The organism is Marinobacter sp., from assembly GCF_039977835.1.
Taxonomy (GTDB): Bacteria; Pseudomonadota; Gammaproteobacteria; order Pseudomonadales; family Oleiphilaceae; genus Marinobacter.
In genome coordinates this window covers 18,497-36,811 of record NZ_JBDWCL010000045.1, presented here as the reverse complement: position 1 = coordinate 36,811, position 18,315 = coordinate 18,497, and the positions used below count along the sequence as shown (strand labels likewise).

The window sequence follows — 18,315 nt, the reverse complement described above, 5'->3', positions numbered from 1 at the left end:
AATCAAAGGCCGTCCAGTTCCCGCAGGGCGGCCAGGAATGTGTCTCCGTATTTCTCCAGCTTTGCGGCGCCCACGCCATTGATCTCGGCCATTTTAGCCAGGCTGTTCGGGCGTTGTTCCAGAATCTCGAACAAAGTGGCATCGTGGAAAATCACATAGGGTGGCACGCCTTTTTCTTCCGCGAGAGCCTTGCGACAGGCCCGCAGCGCTTCCCATCCCGCTTTGTCGGTAATCTGGTCGGCAATTTTGCGGCGCCCCGAGTTGCCGGAGGGGCCGCGGCCTCCGGATGATTTGACCACCGGGTCCCTGCGCAATTGAATGGGCACTTCGCCCTTGAGCAGCGGCCGGCACTCCTCCGTGAGCTGCAGCGCGCCGTAGCCTTCCGGATCTGCCCTCAGGTAGCCGTTGGCCACGAGCTGCCGGAACACAGATTTCCAGTCACTGGCGGACAATTCGGTGCCGATGCCGTAGGTGGACACCGCCTGATGCCCGAACTGAAGAATGCGCTCGTTTTCTGAACCGCGCAGAACATCTATCAGGTAGGTCACGCCAAAACGCTGACCGGTACGGAATACGCAGGAGAGAGCTTTCTGCACAGCAAGTTTGCCGTCCCAGGTTTCCGGCGGGTTGAGGCAGGTATCACAGTTGCCGCAGGGTTGCTCAAGGTTGTCGCCAAAATAGCGGAGCAGCACCTGGCGGCGACAACTGGTCACTTCGCACAGCCCCAGCATGGCGTCCAGTTTCTGACGTTCGACACGCTTGAAGTGGTCGTTGCCCATCGATCCCTCAAGCATCTGGCGCAGCTTGATCACATCCTGCAGACCGTAGACCATCCAGGCAGTGGAAGGCTTGCCATCCCGACCCGCACGGCCGGTTTCCTGATAGTAGGCTTCCAGGCTTTTCGGTAGGTCCAGATGAGCAACAAATCGCACATCCGGTTTATCGATTCCCATGCCGAAGGCGATGGTGGCCACGATGATCACGCCGTCTTCCCGGAGAAAGCGTTCCTGGTGTCGGGCCCGGTCTCCGGGGTTAAGGCCGGCGTGATAGGGCAGAGCGGTATAGCCTTTGTCACTGAGCATTTTCGCGGTGGCGTCTACCTTGTTCCGGGACAGGCAATATACAATGCCGCAGTCACCATCATGTTCTGCTTTAATAAAATCCAGTAACTGTTTGTTAGCATTGGTTTTTGGAGCAATACGATATTGAATATTCGGTCGATCAAACCCGCTGATAAAGTGGCGGGCTTCGGTCAGTGACAGTCTTTCGGCGATTTCCTTGCGTGTACGTTCATCGGCGGTGGCCGTCAATGCAATGCGGGGTATTCCGGGAAACTCGTGCGCCAGGCGACTTAATTCCAGATAGTCAGACCGGAAGTCATGGCCCCACTGGGAGACGCAGTGGGCCTCGTCGATGGCAAACAGTGAAATAGAGGCATGATGAAGCAGGTCCAGGGTACGTGGCTGGATCAGCCGCTCCGGTGCGCAGTACAGCAGGTCCAGTTCTCCGGTCATCAGGGCATTCTCGGTATCCCTGGCCTGCTCGAAGTCCATGGTGGAGTTCAGAAAGGCAGCCCGTACACCGAGTTCTTTGAGGGCGGCCACCTGGTCCTGCATAAGCGCGATGAGAGGGGAAATCACGATGGCCGTTCCAGCCCGCACGAGGGCCGGTACCTGGTAGCACAGTGACTTACCGCCACCGGTGGGCATCAAAACCAGGGCATCGCCGCCACTGACCACTTCACGGATAATGTCGCCCTGAAGTGGCCTGAAGGTCTCGTACCCGAATATGCGGTGCAGGACTTCTTCCGGGTCCTGATCGGAAACACTGGGGCGCTCTGTGCTTAGCTGTGCAAAATCCATGACTTGGCCGGTGGTATTGGTGAACTGTTAAAACCTGAGGTTCTGGCAGGGGTGCAATGATACCAGAATCACGTCACGGAATCGGCGAAGACAAACAAACCTTTAAACGGCTACAATGCGGCTTTTTTCTGCACTCAACAAACAGGATCTTCATGCAGGAATTTGACGCCATTCGTCCTTATTCGGACGAGGAAACCGGAACGGCCATCAACAATCTGGTCCGGGACCCGGAATTTCTGGATATGATTGGCCGCTTCAAGTCGCCAATGCTGGCGAAGTGGGCTCCCGGTATGCTCAGGCTTTGGGTGAAGCGCTGGCTCATCAGCCATTTTGCCGGTCTTACCCGAATTGACGATCTTCAGGCCCGCTTGTCCGGGTATGTCGGTGAGCTGGTGGACCACACAACAACCCGTGTTACCCACAGCGGACTGGAAAATCTCAACAAACACAGCGCTCACCTGTTTATATCCAACCACCGGGACATTGTGTTCGACCCCATGGTGGTGAATTACCTGTTGTTTGCCAACGGCTTCAAGACCACCCGCATTGCCATAGGCGACAACCTGTTGGCAAACCGGGTTTTCGCGGAAATGATGAGGCTGAACAAAAGCTTCGTTGTGCGCCGCAGCATGACCAGCCCCCGGGAGATGCGGGACGCCTATATCATGCTTTCCTCGTTCATCAACCACAGCATTGATAACAACGAAAGTATCTGGATTGCGCAACGGGAAGGCCGCGCCAAGAACGGTCTGGATTATACCGATCCGGCTATTATCAAGATGTTCTATATGAGCAGGAAAAAAAGCGGGCTGGCGTTCGGGGAGGCCATGAACCGGTTGCATATTGTTCCGGTTTCCATCGCCTATGAATACGATCCGTGTGACGTGGACAAGGCCCGTGAGCTGGAAACCCGTGCGCGTACGGGGGAGTACATCAAGAGGGAAGGTGAGGATACTGATCAGATCATGCGGGGCCTGACCGGATTCAAGGGGCATGTACACGTGCATTTCGGTGCCCCGATTGCCGACGCCGAAGATAACGCGAAAGATCTTGCAGCGCGAATCGATCGGGAAATGCACGCCAACTACCACCTGCATACATCAAATCTGGTGGCCTACCAGCAAAGGGGCATTCACCCGGATTCGCACGCCACGCCGGATACGGTCAGTGACGCAGTGGTTACAGCGGAAGCGTGGTCGGCAGCAGAGATCGAGGCGGCCGAAGCAGAAATGGAACGAAGGCTGGACGCATGTGATCCGGCTATTCGGCCCTACCTGCTGGATATGTACGCCAATCCAGTGGTGACTGCGCTTGAGGCCCACAATGGCAGCGCGAACGCCCCAACAGAACATTCCTGATACCCGAGGTATTTTGTGCAAGAACTTGAATATATTGAACTGGAAACCAGACCCAATCCGACAGCCGCGGTTATCTGGCTTCATGGCCTCGGTGCCAGTGGTCACGACTTCGAGCCGGTGGTACCGGAGCTGGGATTGCCTGACGATGCTGCGGTCCGCTTCATATTTCCCCATGCGCCGAACATCCCGGTAACCATTAATGGCGGCATGATCATGCCGGCCTGGTACGACATCAAGGCCATGGACATCGACCGGGTGGTGGATACTGACCAACTGATGGCTTCAGCCGATGCTGTCGCCAGGCTGGTGGACCGCGAAATTGAGCGCGGCGTAAAAAGCGAGAACATTGTGATAGCGGGCTTCTCACAGGGTGGTGCCGTTGCTTATGAACTGGGGCTGAGTTATCCCAGACGCCTGGGCGGTATCCTGGCGTTGTCTACTTACTTTGCGACCGCGAAAACCGTTGAAGTATCCAACGCCAATCGTGGTATTCCGATCAGTATCTACCATGGAACCCACGATCCGATGGTGCCGGAATCGCTCGGTCGACTGAGCGTGGAGAAGCTGAAAGAAATGGGCTTCGAGCCGTCTTACCAGACGTTCCCGATGGAGCACAGTGTGTGCCTGGAAGAAGTGCAGGATATTGGCCGTTTCATCCGCGAGCACCTTCTATAACGCCTTGCCGTCGCCGGCTTCAGACCCAGAGCATGGCGCCCATTTCCAGGGGGTGCGTCAATGCCTCATGGTAAGGATACATTCTGAGCCTGAGTGTCTGAAGCCCGGGGTATGACGGTTGAACCTGTGTCGCAAACACGGTCCTGCCATCAGCTTCACTTTCGCGCTCAAGAAAAAAACTCGGAGGGCCGGGATTCTTGTGGGTCCCGGTACATTCAGGGCTTACCAGGCACTCTACGCGCACATCGTCGGCACTGAGGCCGTTAAGCCGGGCCTCGACACTCAGCGCTACCGAGCCGTCGTGGGGGCACCGGCTATCCACGCACCCGACAACGCTTATTTCTACCCCTGGCCAGGCTTCCCGTACCCTTGCTTTCCAGTCTGAAAGCGCCGTGGCCATCTCGCCGCCGTCGGCCGTTAACCGGGCCCCCTGGCTGGATGCAGTCTGATAGTAATCAGTGACGTAATCCATCACCATGCGCTGGCTGTTGAATTGTGGGGTAATCGTTTTCATGGACGCTTTGGAACGTTTCACCCAGCCCTTCGAATAGCCCTGGGAGGCGCGCTCGTAGTAGAGCGGAACCACCTCGAACTCCAGCAGATCCAGAAGGTCACGGGCTTCCTCCTGATTGCGGAACTCGGCATCCATTTCGGTATCCCTGGGCGGAATGGCCCAGCCATTTTTGCCGTTGTAACCCTCGCCCCACCAGCCATCCAGCACGCTGAGATTCAGGGCGCCATTCAGTGCGGCCTTTTCTCCGGAAGTACCGCTGGCCTCCTTGGGGTATTCCGGAGTGTTCAGCCAGACATCCACGCCACTGAGCAGCCGCCGGGCCATGGCCTGGTCGTAATCCTCCAGCAGAATTACGTGCCCCATCAGGGACGGGTGCATGGAAAGGTCATGGATGACCCGGATCAGTTGTTGACCGGGCTTGTCCTGAGGATGCGCCTTACCGGCGAACACCAGCACTACAGGGCGATCCGCATTGGTAATAATCTGCTCGAGCCGGTCAAGGTCGGAGAAGATGAGCGTAGCGCGCTTGTAGGTGGCAAACCGCCGCGCAAATCCAATCACCAGAGTATCCTTCTCTGTGGAGACCAGTTGGCGCGTCATGCGCTCTGTCACGGAATGCCCCGTGCCGTTTCGTTTGTGCTGGCGCTTCAGTTGGCGAACGATGTATTCGCCCATCTGCTGTTTGAGCGACTTGTGAACACTCCAGTAGTGATAGTCCGGAATCTGATCGATAAATTCCCAGAATGTCGGGTTTCTCAGCTCGCTCTTCCAGGTCGGGGCCTGGATGTCGAACAGGCTTGACCATTCAGGCGCCAGAAAGGTGGGCACGTGTACTCCGTTGGTGATGTAACCAAGTGGGTTCTCTTCCGGCGGCACCTGGGGCCAGATATCCCCCTCCATCCGCGATGCCACACCTCCGTGAATCCTGCTGACGCCATTATGGAATCGGGAACCACGAAGGCCGAGACTGGTCATGTTGAAGGTGTCGCCGTTGTCTTTGGCCCCCAGGGCGAATACCTTCTCGAAGTCCAGGCCGGATTCTTCCAGGTAGCGTCCCAGCGCCTCCTGGACCAGCCCCCTGGAAAAGATATCATGGCCGGCTGCAACCGGTGTGTGGGTTGTAAACAGGGTCGCACCGGCAACCGCCTCCAGGGCGGCCTCGAAGTTCAAACCCGCAGCCATGGCCTGGCGGCATCGCTCTATAATCTGGAATGCGGCGTGGCCTTCGTTGATGTGCCAGGCTGTCGGCTTCAGCCCCAGGGCCTCCAGCACGCGGGTTCCTCCGATGCCAAGGAGCATTTCCTGGCTTATGCGTGTGGACTCGTCTCCGCCATACAGCTGCAGCGTTAGTTTCCGGTCTTCAGGGCTGTTTTCCTCGGTATTACTGTCAAGCAGATACAACCGGATATGGCCAACACGGGCTTCCCACACGCGGGCGACAACATCCCGCTCCGGGAAGGGGACAGATACTCTGAGCACCTCACCGTCTCTCTCCAAGGGGGTGATAGGAAGCTCATCACTTGAATGGGAACGGTATCGCGCGATCTGCTGCCCTTGCGCATCGATGCTTTGAATAAAATAACCCTGCTGATACAGCAATCCGATAGCCACAAAGGGCAGGGCGAGATCGCTGGCCGCCTTGCAATGATCCCCTGCCAGAATGCCAAGCCCACCGGAATAGATGGGAAAGCTTTCGTGAAACCCGAATTCGGCACAGAAATAGGCCACCAATGCGGTTTCCGGGTCCAGTTTTTCCGTGACTTCCGACCCGGGCCCCGCTTCCAGGTAGGCATCGTAGGAGCTCAAAACACGTCGGTATTCGGCCAGAAATGCCCGGTCGTCCGCCGCTTCGTCGAGCCGGTCCTGGGCAACGCGCCTGAGAAAAAGCTTGGGATTATGCTCAACTTTCTGCCACAACCGCAGGTCAATCCGGGCAAAGAGGCTACGAACCCCGTGATCCCAGCTATAGAACAGATCATTCGCCAATTCTTCAAGACGCCCGAGGGCCTCCGGAATAAGGGGGTGGGCCTCAAGTCGGAACTCCGTTGCCTTGTGCATATTCATTGCCTCCGGGCGGGCGCATGCCCGCACTGGTCCAGCCGTTAGATATCACGCTCTTTGAGAATGCTCTGATAAAGGTTGCCGTAGCTTCTGGCCCGCTGCTTCCAGGAATAGTCCTCTGTCATGCCGTTCTCCTGTAGCCGTCGCCACGATTTCCGAACCCGGAAATACGCCAGTGCCCGGTTGATCGCTGCCAGCAGGGCCTGCTCATCCGCCCTGATAAACCGGAAACCGTTGGCTTTTCCAATGCCCGCCTCATCGGGATCGTTCACGGTATCGGCAAGCCCCCCAACCGCGTGCACCACGGGAATCGTGCCATAGCGAAGGCTGTACATCTGGTTCAGACCGCAGGGCTCGAACCGGGAGGGCATCAGGAAAATATCGCATGCGGCGGTAATACGGTGGGAGAGCCCCTCGTCGTACCCCAATGTGAGGGACATCTGGCCGGGCCACTGCCGCGCCAGTTGCTGCAATGGCTTCTCGAAGCGCGCTTCACCGGAGCCGAGCACCGCAAACTGACATCCGCGCTCCAGTAACTCGGGCATCACCGCGATCAGCCAGTCCACTCCCTTCTGTTCCACCAGGCGGCCGATAAACCCCAACAGGGGCCCACCGCTGACCTCAAGGCCGAGTTCCTGCTGCAACTGGGCCTGGCACTGGGTTTTGTTTTTAAGGTGATCACGGCCGTAATGGAAAGCCAGTTCAGAGTCTTGCTCCGGGTCCCAGATACGGGCGTCGATACCATTCAGGATACCGGTCAGATGGCTTGCCCGATGCCGTAGAACGCCATCAAGACCATGACCGAATTCAGGCATCTGAATTTCTCTGGCATATTCGGGGCTGACAGTGGTAATGCGGTCGCTGAATACAAGTCCCCCCTTAATAAAGGACAACTGTCCGTAAAATTCCAGCTGGTCCAGCCGCCAGAGTGAATCCGGCAATCCCAGGGCCCGAAAGGTTTCATGGGAAAAAATACCCTGGTAAGCAAGGTTGTGGATGGTGAATACCGTGCCCGGCCGATAGGGGTAGTGCTCCAGAAAGACCGGAATGAGCCCGGTCTGCCAGTCGTTGCAGTGCACCAGGTCCGGCCGCCAGTTCAGTCCGGCTTCGCCAATGGCCATCATGGCACCGACTTTGCCGAACAGCTCGAACCGATGGGCGTTATCCCACCAGTCCTGGCCCTTTTCATTCTGATAGGGGTTGCCCGGCCGCTCGAACAGGGGCGGGCAATCTACCAGCCAGAGCGTGACCGCCGTTCCCGGAAGCCGGGTCTGCCAGAGGCTGACCTCGTATTGCCCTATCCGGAAGCGGGTTTTCCTGCGGGAACCTGCTTCTCTGGCAGCTTTGATAGCGGCAGGGTAACCCGGCAAGAGAATCTGGACGTCGTAATCCAGCCTGCAGAGTGCCTCGGGCAGGCTGGCAGACACATCCGCGAGACCGCCGGTTTTAACCAGTGGGTAGACCTCACTGGTGGCAAACAGAACCCGGATCACGACCCTGGCCTCAGAATAATGGCCCCCAGCGGCGGCAGAGTCAGCTCCAGTGACCAGTTCCGATTCATCCAGGCTGTTTCCTCGGCCTGCATCGGATAAGGGTTGCCGAGATTGCTACCACCGTAGTATTCGGAATCCGAGTTGAAAATCTCCCGCCAGATGCCGCCCTGGGGCAGCCCGATCCTGTATTGATGCCGTGGCATGGGTGTGAAATTCACCACCACCACCGACGTTTCGCCTTTCGCGGTTCGCAGGAAGCTGATCACGGACTGGGGCGAGTCATGGCAGTCGATCCATTCAAACCCCTCAGGCCGGAAGCTGGCGCCGTGTAGTGAGACTTCCTGGCGGTAAAGGCCATTCAGATCCTGCACCAGGCGCTTGATGCCCTGATGTTCAGGATAGGCCAGTAATGACCAGTCGAGTTCCCTGGATTCGCTCCACTCCCGGCGTTGGCCGAACTCGCCCCCCATAAACAGTAGCTTGGCGCCGGGATACCCATACAAATAGGTGAACAGCACCCGTAAAGAGGCGCGCTGCTGCCATTCGTCCCCGGGCATTTTATTGATAAGGCTGCTTTTGCCATGCACAACCTCGTCGTGTGACAGAGGGAGCAGGAAATTCTCAGTGAAGGCGTAAACCAGGCCAAAGGTCAGCTTGTCATGATGATACTGGCGGTACACGGGATCCTGTTGCAGGTAATCAAGAGTGTCGTGCATCCAGCCCATGTTCCATTTCAGATTGAAGCCGAGGCCATCAATCTCCGGTGGTCGGGTAACCCGCGGCCAGGAGGTGGACTCTTCGGCACATACCAGGGCCCCGGGAAACCGGCACTGGCAGGCCCGGTTCAATTCTCGGAGGAAATCAATGGCTTCGAGATTCTCGTGGCCGCCATGCACATTCGGCAACCATTCGCCTTCATTGCGGGAATAATTCAGGTAGAGCATCGAAGCCACGGCATCCACCCGCAAACCGTCTATGTGGAAGGCGTCCAGCCAGAACAGAGCGCTGCCGATAAGAAAATTCCGGACCTCGTGGCGACCGTAATTGTAGATCAGCGTACCCCAGTCCTGGTGGCGGCCCTGGCGCGGGTCTTCATGTTCGTATAGTGCGCTGCCATCAAACATGGCGAGGGCGTGCTCATCGGTGGGGAAGTGCCCGGGGACCCAGTCCAGAATTACGCCGATATTGTTCCGGTGGCACTGGTCAACCAGATAGCGCATGTCATCCGGTGTACCGAAGCGACTGGTGGGAGCGTAGTAGCCGGTGGTCTGGTAGCCCCAGGATTCATCCAGCGGATGTTCGGTAACCGGCAGCAACTCGATGTGGGTGAAGCCGAGTTCCAGCACATAGGGGATCAGCTGGTCGGCAAGTTCACGATAGTTCAGCCACCGCCCGGAGCCGTGATGGCGCCAGGATGCAACGTGAACCTCGTATATTGAAACGGGTGAACCCTGCCAGTCCCAGTGGCCACGGCTGTCAAGCCAGTCGCCGTCGCTCCAGGAAAAATGGCCGCGTTCCGTTACCACGGCGGCGGTAGCGGGTCTCATTTCGAAGGCCTGGCCGTAGGGATCGGTTTTCAACACCTCGCTTCCCGCCCCGGTGGTGATCGAAAACTTGTAGAGGGTTCCCGTGCCGGCGCCCGGAATAAAACAGGACCAGACACCCGTGCTGTCGTGCAGGCTCATGGGATGGAGTTCTGAGTCCCAATGATTGAAGTCTCCGACAACGCTGACCGACCGGGCGTGGGGTGCCCAGACGGCGAATCGGACACCCTCGGTATCCCGGGTTCTGCACACGTGAGCGCCAAGAACGTTATAGATATGCCAATGACGGCCTTCAGAAAATAGATGAAGGTCGAATTCGCTGAGCGTTGGGCTGTCCATAGACCGTGCTTTTCCTGACCAGGGTGGCTTCCATTGGACGTTACAGGGCCTGATTAAAAAATGACCCAGAACAAGTTTACGTCATAATTCCGTGATAGTGTTCTAATATAGTAAGAAGCGTCAAAAACGTGGCGAACCCTCGGTTGAGCAACCGGCCACAGGGACAGAGTTTCTTCAGGGAAGCAGCTATGCACACGGCCAAACGTTTCGTCAGTCGTCTTACTCGTCAGACACTAGCATTGGTACTTGCAGGAGGCCGTGGCTCCCGACTTCACGATCTCACCAGGTGGCGCGCCAAGCCTGCGGTGCCTTTTGGCGGAAAGTTCCGGATCATCGATTTTCCTCTCTCCAACTGCATCAATTCGGGCATCGGCCAGGTGGGGGTGATCACCCAGTACAAATCCCACTCACTGATCCGGCACATACAGCGTGGCTGGGGATTTCTCCGTGGTGAGCTGGACGAATTTGTAGAGCTCCTTCCAGCGCAGCAACGCATCGAAACCTCCTGGTACGAGGGAACCGCAGACGCGGTGCTCCAGAACCTCGATATCATCCGCAGCCATATGCCGGAGTATGTTCTGATTCTCGCCGGCGACCATGTCTACAAGATGGACTATGGAACAATGTTGGCTGCGCATGTCGAGAATGATGCCGATATAACCGTGGGCTGTATTGAGGTTCCTGTCGAAGAGGCCTCAGCCTTTGGCGTGATGTCGGTGGACGAGGAATTCAGGATTACCGAGTTTATCGAAAAACCCGAGAACCCCCGGCCAATGCCCGGCCAGCCGGGCAAGGCGCTGGCTTCGATGGGAATCTATGTATTCAGCACCCAGGTACTGTTCGATGAGCTGACCCGGGATCACCAGATGGACGGTAATTCTTCCCACGATTTTGGCAAGGATATTATTCCGTCCGTGATCAGGCGCCTGCGGGTAGTCGCTTTTCCGTTCCAGGATCCGGTACAGAACAAACCTGCCTACTGGCGGGATGTAGGCACTATTGATGCGCTCTGGCAGGCTAATCTGGAACTGATCGGCATCAGCCCTGAACTGAATCTTTATGACTCTCACTGGCCAATATGGACCTACCAGGAACAGTTGCCGCCGGCCAAGTTTATATTTGATGACGAGAACCGACGGGGAATGGCGGTGGACTCCATGGTTGCGGGAGGCTGCATCGTTTCCGGTGCCATCGTGCGGCATTCTCTTTTATTTTCGCAAGTTAGAATTCATTCTTACAGTGATATATCAGACTCGGTTATCTATCCGGATGTAGACATTGGCCGCCACTGTCACATACGCAATGCCCTGATTGATCGCGGTTGCCGCATCCCCGAGGGCTCGCGCATCGGCTTTGACGACGCGGAAGACCGGAAGCGGTTTCATGTTTCTCCAAAAGGTATTGTGCTGATCACGCCCGAGATGCTCGGGCAGGATTACCCCCATGGCCTCTGATAAAACCCCGGTCGTGCTTTGCTGGCACATGCATCAGCCGTCATATCAGGATATGCGTACCGGACAGTTTCTGTTTCCCTGGGTGTACCTCCACACCATCAAGGACTACAGCGATATGGCGGCGCATCTGGAACATGAGCCGGAGGCCAGGGCCGTGGTTAATTTTGCACCGGTTCTGCTTGAGCAGATTGAAATCTATCTGGTCCAGATTGAACAGTGGCGACATGGGGCCGGCGAGATCGGAGACCCGCTACTGGCTGCTCTGGTAGCGGACCAACTGCCGGAAACCGGCACGCCGGCCTTCCTGGGCCTGATGGAGAAATGCCTCCGCGCGAACTCGGACCGAATCATCAGCCGTTATCCCGCCTTTGCACGACTGGCCGAGCTGGCCGATATCTATCGGGAAAAACCGGAACTGCAGAGGTACATTTCCAGCCGGTTCCTGTCAGACCTGCTGGTCTGGTATCACCTGGGCTGGGTGGGGGAGACCATTCGCCTTGAAAACCACTGTATTCAGAGCCTTCAGGAGAAAGGCCACCAATTCACGATGGATGACCGCCGGGCCATGCTGGATGTGATCTTCGATGTATTGTCCGGAATCGGGCCAAGGTACCGGCATCTGGCCGCGAAGGGCCAGGTAGAGCTCTCTGTAAGCCCTTATACGCACGCCATGCTGCCATTATTGCTGAAGCTGGAATCTGCCCGGGAAGCAATGCCTGAGATTATCCTGCCCGTCCACAGCAGCTATCCCGGCGGGGGCGAGCGGGCAGGCTGGCAGTTGCAACAGGCTAAAGCCGTTTTTCATCGGTTTTTTGGCGTCGAGCCCACTGGTTGCTGGGCTTCTGAAGGCGGACTGAGCCAGGCCACACTGGAATTACTGGATAGCGCAGGCTTTCAGTGGACTGCCAGCGGAGACTCGGTCATTAACAACAGCCTGCACCGGGCGCGGGAAGAATACCCGGAACTGCCTGATTACGGGATTCACCAGCCGTACATTTTCGGTGAGAGTGCCATCAACGTGTTCTTTCGGGACGACGGCCTGTCTGATCTTATTGGTTTCACCTATGCAGACTGGCATGCCGAAGATGCTGTTGGTGACCTGGTCCATCATATGGAAAACATCGCGAAGCATACCAGGAACAGGGGCCGTCAGGTCATTTCCGTTATTATGGATGGAGAGAACGCCTGGGAATACTATCCGGAGAATGGCTTTCACTTTCTAAACGAACTTTACCGGGTACTTGCGAAACATCCAACCCTGGAGTTGGCCACCTACAGTGATCTGGTTGCACACCCGGTCGCCGACCCGGTCCGACTGCCTCGCCTGGTAGCGGGAAGCTGGATTTACGGCACTTTTTCCACCTGGATTGGCGACCCGGATAAGAACCGTGCCTGGGACCTGTTGTGTGAAGCGAAGATCCATTACGACAGGGTGATGGACAACGGGAGCCTCAATGCGGAGCAGAAAGAAGCCGCAAGTAAACAATTGGCCATCTGTGAAGGCTCGGACTGGTTCTGGTGGTTCGGGGACTACAACCCCGCCCAGATCGTCAGCGATTTCGAGCATCTGTACCGTAGGCATCTGGTAAATCTTTATGAAATGATCGGTTATCCGGCACCATCATCCGTGTTCCAGCAACTTAGCCAGGGCAGTGGTGACCCGGCCCGGGGTGGCGCCATGCGGCCCGGGCATGAAGCGGATAAAACGGTATGACTTCGAGCAGCGCCGACGATCTGTTCAGTGCGCGCCGCGCCGGGGTCCTGCTACATCCAACGTGCTTACCCGGAGCCTGGGGCATACTGGGTGAAAGCGCCCGCACCTTTGTCGATTTCCTGGGGGACTGTCGCCTGAGTGTCTGGCAGACGCTTCCCATCGGGCCAACACATCCGGACCTGTCGCCGTACCAGTCCCTGAGCGCTCACGCTGGCAATCCGCATCATATTGACCTGTCAGAACTTGTCGAGGCTGACCTGCTGAAAGAAGCGGAGCTGACGCAACCGTCTCCTGATGCCCGGCACCAGTTGCTCACAATGGCGGCAGAGCGTTTCTTCAACAGAGAAGGGGCGGGGCTGAATGGGCTGGATCTTGCCGGCTATCAACACTTCCGTGATACCAATGCTTACTGGCTGGATGATTTCTGCCTGTTCTGTGGCATCCGCGAAATTCAGGCTGCACCGGGCTGGCTTCACTGGCCGCAACCTCTTCGTGACCGTGATTACGGCGCATTACAGAGTTTCATTGAGCAGAACCAGCTTCGTCTGGCGAGGATTGGTTTCGAACAGTTCCTGTTTAATCATCAGTGGCAGACTCTGCGTGACTACGCGCGGGGAAAGGGCATAGTGCTGTTTGGCGATATTCCCATCTTCGTGGCTCACGACAGTGCCGATGTCTGGGCCAACCGACACCTGTTCAAGCTTGATGAACAGGGGGAGTCTACTGTGATTGCCGGGGTACCACCGGATTATTTTTCCCCGGAAGGCCAGCACTGGGGAAACCCGCTCTATGACTGGGATGCCATGGCAGTAGATGGCTATCAGTGGTGGCTGGAGCGGCTCGAGAGCCAGCGCCACCTTTTCGATCTCATTCGTATTGATCACTTCCGTGGCCTCCAGGCTTACTGGGAAATTCCGGCCAGAACACCGGAACCCAGATTCGGCTACTGGGTGCCTGGCCCGGGGGACCATTTTCTTGAAGCATGTTTCAACCGGTTTCCGGATTTACCGCTGGTTGCCGAGAACCTCGGGGTCATCAGCGACGAAGTGGAACAGCTGCGAAACCGGTTCAGGCTGCCGGGTATGACCGTCATGCAGTTCGGGTTTGATGGCAGCCCGGAAAACCCGCACCTGTTGCATAACCACCATTCCCGGGATCTTGTATACACAGGAACCCACGACAATGACACTACGCTTGGTTGGTACCAGAGCCTGGACGAGCATACCCGGCGCTACGTTTACGATTACCTGGGCGCCACAGGAGAGGATATGCCCTGGCCAATGATTGATGCAGCATTCCGGTCAGTGTGCTCCCTGGCTATTGTGCCGTTACAGGACTTTATGGGACTCGGTACAGAGGCCAGATTCAACACGCCCGGAACCGTCATAAATAACTGGATATGGCAATTGGACTGGAATCTTTGCAGGAGCGACCTGTCAAACAGAATTGCTGAAACCGTACAGCGGCATGGACGGCTGCCGTGATGGTTGCTCGATTATTGATCAACATCAAAAAGGTGTACGCAATACTCCGCTATAAATAACAGGTCGTTTAAACAATTGGCGTTCTTTATGAGTCACAGGGGGGAACATGGAACACAGACTCAGCAAACGTATACAAGGAAAGCTTGGCCTGCTGGTTTACAAACGTGGAATGCCTGTGGCTACCGGTCAGATCCGCGATGCTTCAAAGCGGGGGCTGTTTATTGCTACCGACTACACAGACGTTCAGTTGAACCAGACATTGGAGCTTGAATTTCGCTTTCCTCACAAACAGGAAAAGCAGTTTCGCCGGCTCACCGCCCATGTTGTCCGTAAGTCTCCCAATGGCCTGGGCGTCGATTTCGAGGGGGTTGATAACGATAGTTTTACGGTCTCTGCACTCATTCAATGGCTGACAAAACACCACAGGCCGATGATCTATTTCCCCGTCCGCCAGCAAGCCTACTGAGATTTTAAGGAACAGTGCCATGGAAAGACTGAAAGGTAAGGTTGCCGTTATAACCGGCGGCTCGGTCGGAATTGGAGCAGCGACTGCAACCCGCATGGCAGAAGAGGGCGCAGCTGTGGCTATTCTCGATTGCAATGACCAGGAAGGTAAGGCCCTCGCCAGTCAACTGTCGGATCGCGGGTTCAAGGCCGATTACTGGCATTGTGATGTCAGCAAGGAACAGGAAGTAAAACAGGTTCTGGACGAAGTTGCACAGACCTTCGGCAGCCTGACCGTGCTGGTTAACAACGCCGGCATCGCAGGCCCCAACAAACCCACTCACGAACTCACGGAGGAAGAGTGGGACGTGGTGCAGAATGTGAACGTAAAAGGCGTGTTTTTCTGCACCAAGCACGCGATTCCCCACATGAAAAAGGCAGGCGTCGGCAGCATTATCAATCTGTCGTCCATCTATGGACTCATCAGCGCACCGGATATTCCTCCATACCACGCCTCCAAGGGCGCTGTCCGGTTGATGTCCAAAACCGATGCTTTGTTGTACGCCACTGAAAACATTCGCTCCAACTCCATTCATCCCGGATTTATCTGGACACCACTGGTTGAAGCACACCTGAAAACCACTGGGCTTGACCCGGAAGAGGCGAGAAAAGCCACAGACGCGCTGCATCCTGTCGGCCATATGGGCGAACCCGATGACATTGCCTGGGGCGTGGTCTATCTGGCATCGGACGAGTCCAAATTTGTAACCGGCAGCGAACTGGTCATTGATGGCGGTTACACCGCGCGCTAATGTCATCGCAGACCTGATCGGACGTTCACTATGCCCCTGGCAGCCTATACGCCACGATTCGTACCGGAATCCGTGAGCGAGTTGTTTACGCTCGCTCTGGATCTCCGCTGGACATGGCACCATGGCAGTGACGAACTGTGGCGCGCCCTCGACGAAGAAACCTGGGCGACCACCCGGAATGCATGGCTGGTACTGAACAGCGTTTCCGATGACAGATTGCAGGAACTGGCCAGGGACCAGGAGTTCCAGAAGCACTACTCCTACCAGGTTGCTGCCTACCACGGGTTTGTTCAGGCCAGTACCTGGTATTCTGACGAGTGCCCGGGCGAACTGGGCGAAGGCATTGCCTACTTCTGTATGGAGTATGGTCTTTGCGAGTCCCTTCCACTGTACAGCGGCGGCCTGGGCGTTCTCGCCGGCGACTACCTCAAAGCGGCCAGTGATCTCGGCGTCCCCGTGACAGCAGTCGGGTTGCTGTATCAGCAGGGATACTTCCGGCAGGCCATCAGCACTGAGGGCGAACAGCTGGAATTTTACCCGTACAACGACCCTACCATGCTCCCCGTTTCTCCTCTCAGGGACGATGACGGCCAGTGGGTGAGGGTGATTGTTCCTTTCCCGGGCCGCTCAGTTCTGCTGAGAGCCTGGCAAGCGCAGGTGGGGCGCTGCAGGTTGTTGCTGCTTGACAGTAACGACCCGCGTAATGAGCCGGGGGATCGGGGCATCACCAGCGAACTATACACCGGTGACGCGGAAAAGCGATTGCAACAGGAAATGGTGCTCGGGATTGGCGGTTGGCGATTGCTCAGGCAACTGGGCATTCAGCCCTCAGTTTGTCATCTCAACGAGGGCCACTGTGCTCTGGCCCTGATTGAGCGGGCATTTGGCTGGCAGGAACAACAGGAGACCGACTTTCAGACCGCCCGTATGGCGACCAGGGCGACCAACCTGTTCACCACCCACACCTCTGTCGCTTCCGGTTTTGACCACTTTTCCCAATCGCTCCTTCGCCTGTATCTCAGCCCCTGGCTTGCAACCAGGGATCTCACCGTTGAGGGACTGGTAAAGCTGGGTAGTGAACGCGTGACACCCGGATCAGACCAGGCTGGCCAGAACCTGAACATGGCTTACCTGGCATTGAGCATGAGCGGCCGGATCAATGGGGTCAGCCGCATCCATCAAAAAGTTTCACAAGCTATTTTTCAGCCCCTTTTCCCGCGCTGGCCGGCCGAGGACATTCCTGCGGAATACGTCACCAATGGGGTGCATACTCCCAGCTGGGATTCGCCCGAAGCGGATGCTATATGGACACGGGCTTGCGGCACTGAGCGCTGGCGACGCCCCTTACGGGATGCGTGTCCGATGAACGGCGTGTCGGACGAAGAGCTCTGGGATATGCGGCGATTACAGCGCCAGCGCCTGGTGCAATACCTGCGGCGGCGCCTGGCCAGCCAACATTGTGACCAGAACCCCGGTAATAGTCCGGCCGCCGCCTGTGGACTGCTACTGGACAATGAAACCCTCACATTGGGCTTCGCCAGGCGCTTTACAGAATACAAACGGCCGGCTCTGTTGCTCAAGGAGCAGCAACGCCTGCTGGGACTGCTGGCCAGCCGTGACAGACCCCTACAGATCGTGCTGGCCGGGAAAGCCCACCCCTATGACCGGCCCGGCAAAGACATGATCCGGCAATGGAAGGCGTTCTCCCGTCGCCCGGAGGTGGAAGGCAAGGTGGTCTTTATCGAAGACTATGATCTTGGTGTGGCCAGCCAGCTCATCCAGGGCGTGGATGTGTGGCTGAACTGTCCCCAGCACCCCTGGGAGGCCTGTGGGACCAGCGGAATGAAAGTACTGGTCAACGGCGGCCTGAACCTTTCCCAACACGACGGCTGGTGGGCCGAGGCGTGGAATCGGGAGGTTGGCTGGGCCATCCGCCCCGGAGCGACGTTCGAAGAACTCTGCAACTCGAACGATCACGACCTTTCAGATGCCGGGGAACTCTATGACTTACTGGAACGTGAAATCATTCCTGAATTTTACAACGTAGACGAGCAGGGAATCCCGCGGTCGTGGTTGCAACGGATACGCGCCAGTATGGACCAGTTAACCGCGACCTATTCTGCCAACCGCATGGTTCGAGAGTATGTGGAGCGGCTCTATTTGCCGATGGTAGAACAGGGACAACAGCGTCTTCCCACCAACGTAGCAGAGATGGTTACCGAGCATCAGGAGCTCCTCAGGCACTGGCCGAGGCTGCGGTTCAGCGCCTTTCATGTCAGCGCATCAGGGGACAGCCAGACCTACACCGCAGAGGCCTATCTGGACGGTATTGAAGTATCGCGCATCGCTATGGAACTGGTGGCAGAAGCTTCTGACTGGGGGCCACGCACCGTCATTGAAATGCCCATGAAACGCCCACTCGCCGGATCACCCCACAGCTATCTGTATGAATGCATGGTGCCTGCACGCCCGGAAGGGCATTACACGCCACGCTTGCGGGTTAAGGACGAACGCCTGAATCTGCCGCTGGAAAATCCGGCCGTACTCTGGCTGAAATAGGC

12 protein-coding genes are annotated in these 18,315 nt (G+C 56.9%); 8 read left to right on the top strand and 4 right to left on the bottom strand.

Annotation, left to right across the window (positions count from 1 at the left end; translation table 11 throughout):
- Positions 1–2: 2 nt before the first annotated feature.
- A complete protein-coding gene (gene recQ, locus ABJM11_RS14395; RefSeq protein ID WP_348295608.1) occupies positions 3–1,862 on the bottom strand; it encodes a DNA helicase RecQ in 1,860 nt (619 codons plus the stop codon).
- A gap of 152 nt (positions 1,863–2,014) precedes the next feature.
- On the opposite strand from recQ, the gene ABJM11_RS14390 reads away from it, so the two are divergent.
- The gene (locus ABJM11_RS14390; RefSeq protein ID WP_348295607.1) at positions 2,015–3,220 is read left to right on the top strand and encodes a 1-acyl-sn-glycerol-3-phosphate acyltransferase; all 1,206 of its coding nucleotides are present in this window, start codon (positions 2,015–2,017) and stop codon (positions 3,218–3,220) included.
- A 15-nt stretch (positions 3,221–3,235) separates the two neighbouring features.
- Positions 3,236–3,895, top strand: coding sequence for a carboxylesterase (locus ABJM11_RS14385; protein ID WP_348295606.1), 660 nt, complete (start codon positions 3,236–3,238; stop codon positions 3,893–3,895).
- Positions 3,896–3,914: 19 nt separating this feature from the next.
- On the opposite strand, the gene glgP (ABJM11_RS14380) is transcribed toward ABJM11_RS14385, so the two are convergent.
- Genes glgP (ABJM11_RS14380) through glgB form a run of 3 tightly spaced genes read right to left on the bottom strand, consistent with a single transcriptional unit; the run spans position 3,915 to position 9,846 of the window.
- Positions 3,915–6,467, bottom strand: coding sequence for an alpha-glucan family phosphorylase (glgP, locus tag ABJM11_RS14380; RefSeq protein ID WP_348295605.1), 2,553 nt, complete (start codon positions 6,465–6,467; stop codon positions 3,915–3,917).
- 44 nt (positions 6,468–6,511) lie between these two features.
- Positions 6,512–7,963, bottom strand: a complete 1,452-nt coding sequence (glgA, locus tag ABJM11_RS14375) for a glycogen synthase GlgA (protein WP_348295604.1) — start codon at positions 7,961–7,963, stop codon at positions 6,512–6,514.
- Positions 7,960–9,846: a 1,4-alpha-glucan branching protein GlgB gene (gene glgB, locus ABJM11_RS14370; RefSeq protein ID WP_348295603.1), complete on the bottom strand. Its 1,887-nt coding sequence runs from the start codon at positions 9,844–9,846 to the stop codon at positions 7,960–7,962. The genes glgA and glgB overlap by 4 nt, the downstream gene beginning before the upstream one ends.
- Positions 9,847–10,034: 188 nt before the next feature.
- On the opposite strand from glgB, the gene glgC reads away from it, so the two are divergent.
- The 6 genes from glgC (at position 10,035) to glgP (ABJM11_RS14340) (ending at position 18,313) form a co-directional block, all read left to right on the top strand.
- Entirely contained in the window at positions 10,035–11,300 is a 1,266-nt protein-coding gene (gene glgC, locus ABJM11_RS14365; RefSeq protein WP_348295602.1) for a glucose-1-phosphate adenylyltransferase, read from the top strand.
- The gene (locus ABJM11_RS14360) at positions 11,290–13,014 is read left to right on the top strand and encodes a glycoside hydrolase family 57 protein (RefSeq protein WP_348295601.1); all 1,725 of its coding nucleotides are present in this window, start codon (positions 11,290–11,292) and stop codon (positions 13,012–13,014) included. Before glgC ends, ABJM11_RS14360 begins: the two co-directional genes overlap by 11 nt.
- Complete coding sequence (malQ, locus tag ABJM11_RS14355) at positions 13,011–14,498, top strand: 4-alpha-glucanotransferase (RefSeq protein WP_348295600.1); 1,488 nt, start codon at positions 13,011–13,013, stop codon at positions 14,496–14,498. Before ABJM11_RS14360 ends, malQ begins: the two co-directional genes overlap by 4 nt.
- A 106-nt stretch (positions 14,499–14,604) precedes the next feature.
- Positions 14,605–14,964 carry a PilZ domain-containing protein gene (locus tag ABJM11_RS14350; protein ID WP_348295599.1) on the top strand — a complete coding sequence of 120 codons (360 nt, stop codon included), beginning with the start codon at positions 14,605–14,607 and terminating at the stop codon, positions 14,962–14,964.
- Between the two features lie 19 nt (positions 14,965–14,983).
- Positions 14,984–15,754 (top strand): glucose 1-dehydrogenase, encoded by a 771-nt coding sequence (locus tag ABJM11_RS14345; protein WP_348295598.1) that lies wholly within the window; start codon positions 14,984–14,986, stop codon positions 15,752–15,754.
- 30 nt (positions 15,755–15,784) lie between these two features.
- Positions 15,785–18,313 (top strand): alpha-glucan family phosphorylase, encoded by a 2,529-nt coding sequence (glgP, locus tag ABJM11_RS14340; protein WP_348295597.1) that lies wholly within the window; start codon positions 15,785–15,787, stop codon positions 18,311–18,313.
- Positions 18,314–18,315 lie beyond the last annotated feature (2 nt).

What these genes read in the sequence shown, in the direction of transcription:
- ABJM11_RS14360 (WP_348295601.1), top strand. Translation starts at nt 11,290, where the DNA reads ATGGCCTCTGATAAAACCCCGGTCGTGCTTTGCTGGCACATGCATCAG.
- glgP (WP_348295605.1), bottom strand. Translation starts at nt 6,467, where the DNA reads ATGCACAAGGCAACGGAGTTCCGACTTGAGGCCCACCCCCTTATTCCG.
- glgP (WP_348295597.1), top strand. Translation starts at nt 15,785, where the DNA reads ATGCCCCTGGCAGCCTATACGCCACGATTCGTACCGGAATCCGTGAGC.
- glgB (WP_348295603.1), bottom strand. Translation starts at nt 9,846, where the DNA reads ATGGACAGCCCAACGCTCAGCGAATTCGACCTTCATCTATTTTCTGAA.
- recQ (WP_348295608.1), bottom strand. Translation starts at nt 1,862, where the DNA reads ATGGATTTTGCACAGCTAAGCACAGAGCGCCCCAGTGTTTCCGATCAG.
- malQ (WP_348295600.1), top strand. Translation starts at nt 13,011, where the DNA reads ATGACTTCGAGCAGCGCCGACGATCTGTTCAGTGCGCGCCGCGCCGGG.
- ABJM11_RS14345 (WP_348295598.1), top strand. Translation starts at nt 14,984, where the DNA reads ATGGAAAGACTGAAAGGTAAGGTTGCCGTTATAACCGGCGGCTCGGTC.
- ABJM11_RS14390 (WP_348295607.1), top strand. Translation starts at nt 2,015, where the DNA reads ATGCAGGAATTTGACGCCATTCGTCCTTATTCGGACGAGGAAACCGGA.
- glgC (WP_348295602.1), top strand. Translation starts at nt 10,035, where the DNA reads ATGCACACGGCCAAACGTTTCGTCAGTCGTCTTACTCGTCAGACACTA.
- ABJM11_RS14350 (WP_348295599.1), top strand. Translation starts at nt 14,605, where the DNA reads ATGGAACACAGACTCAGCAAACGTATACAAGGAAAGCTTGGCCTGCTG.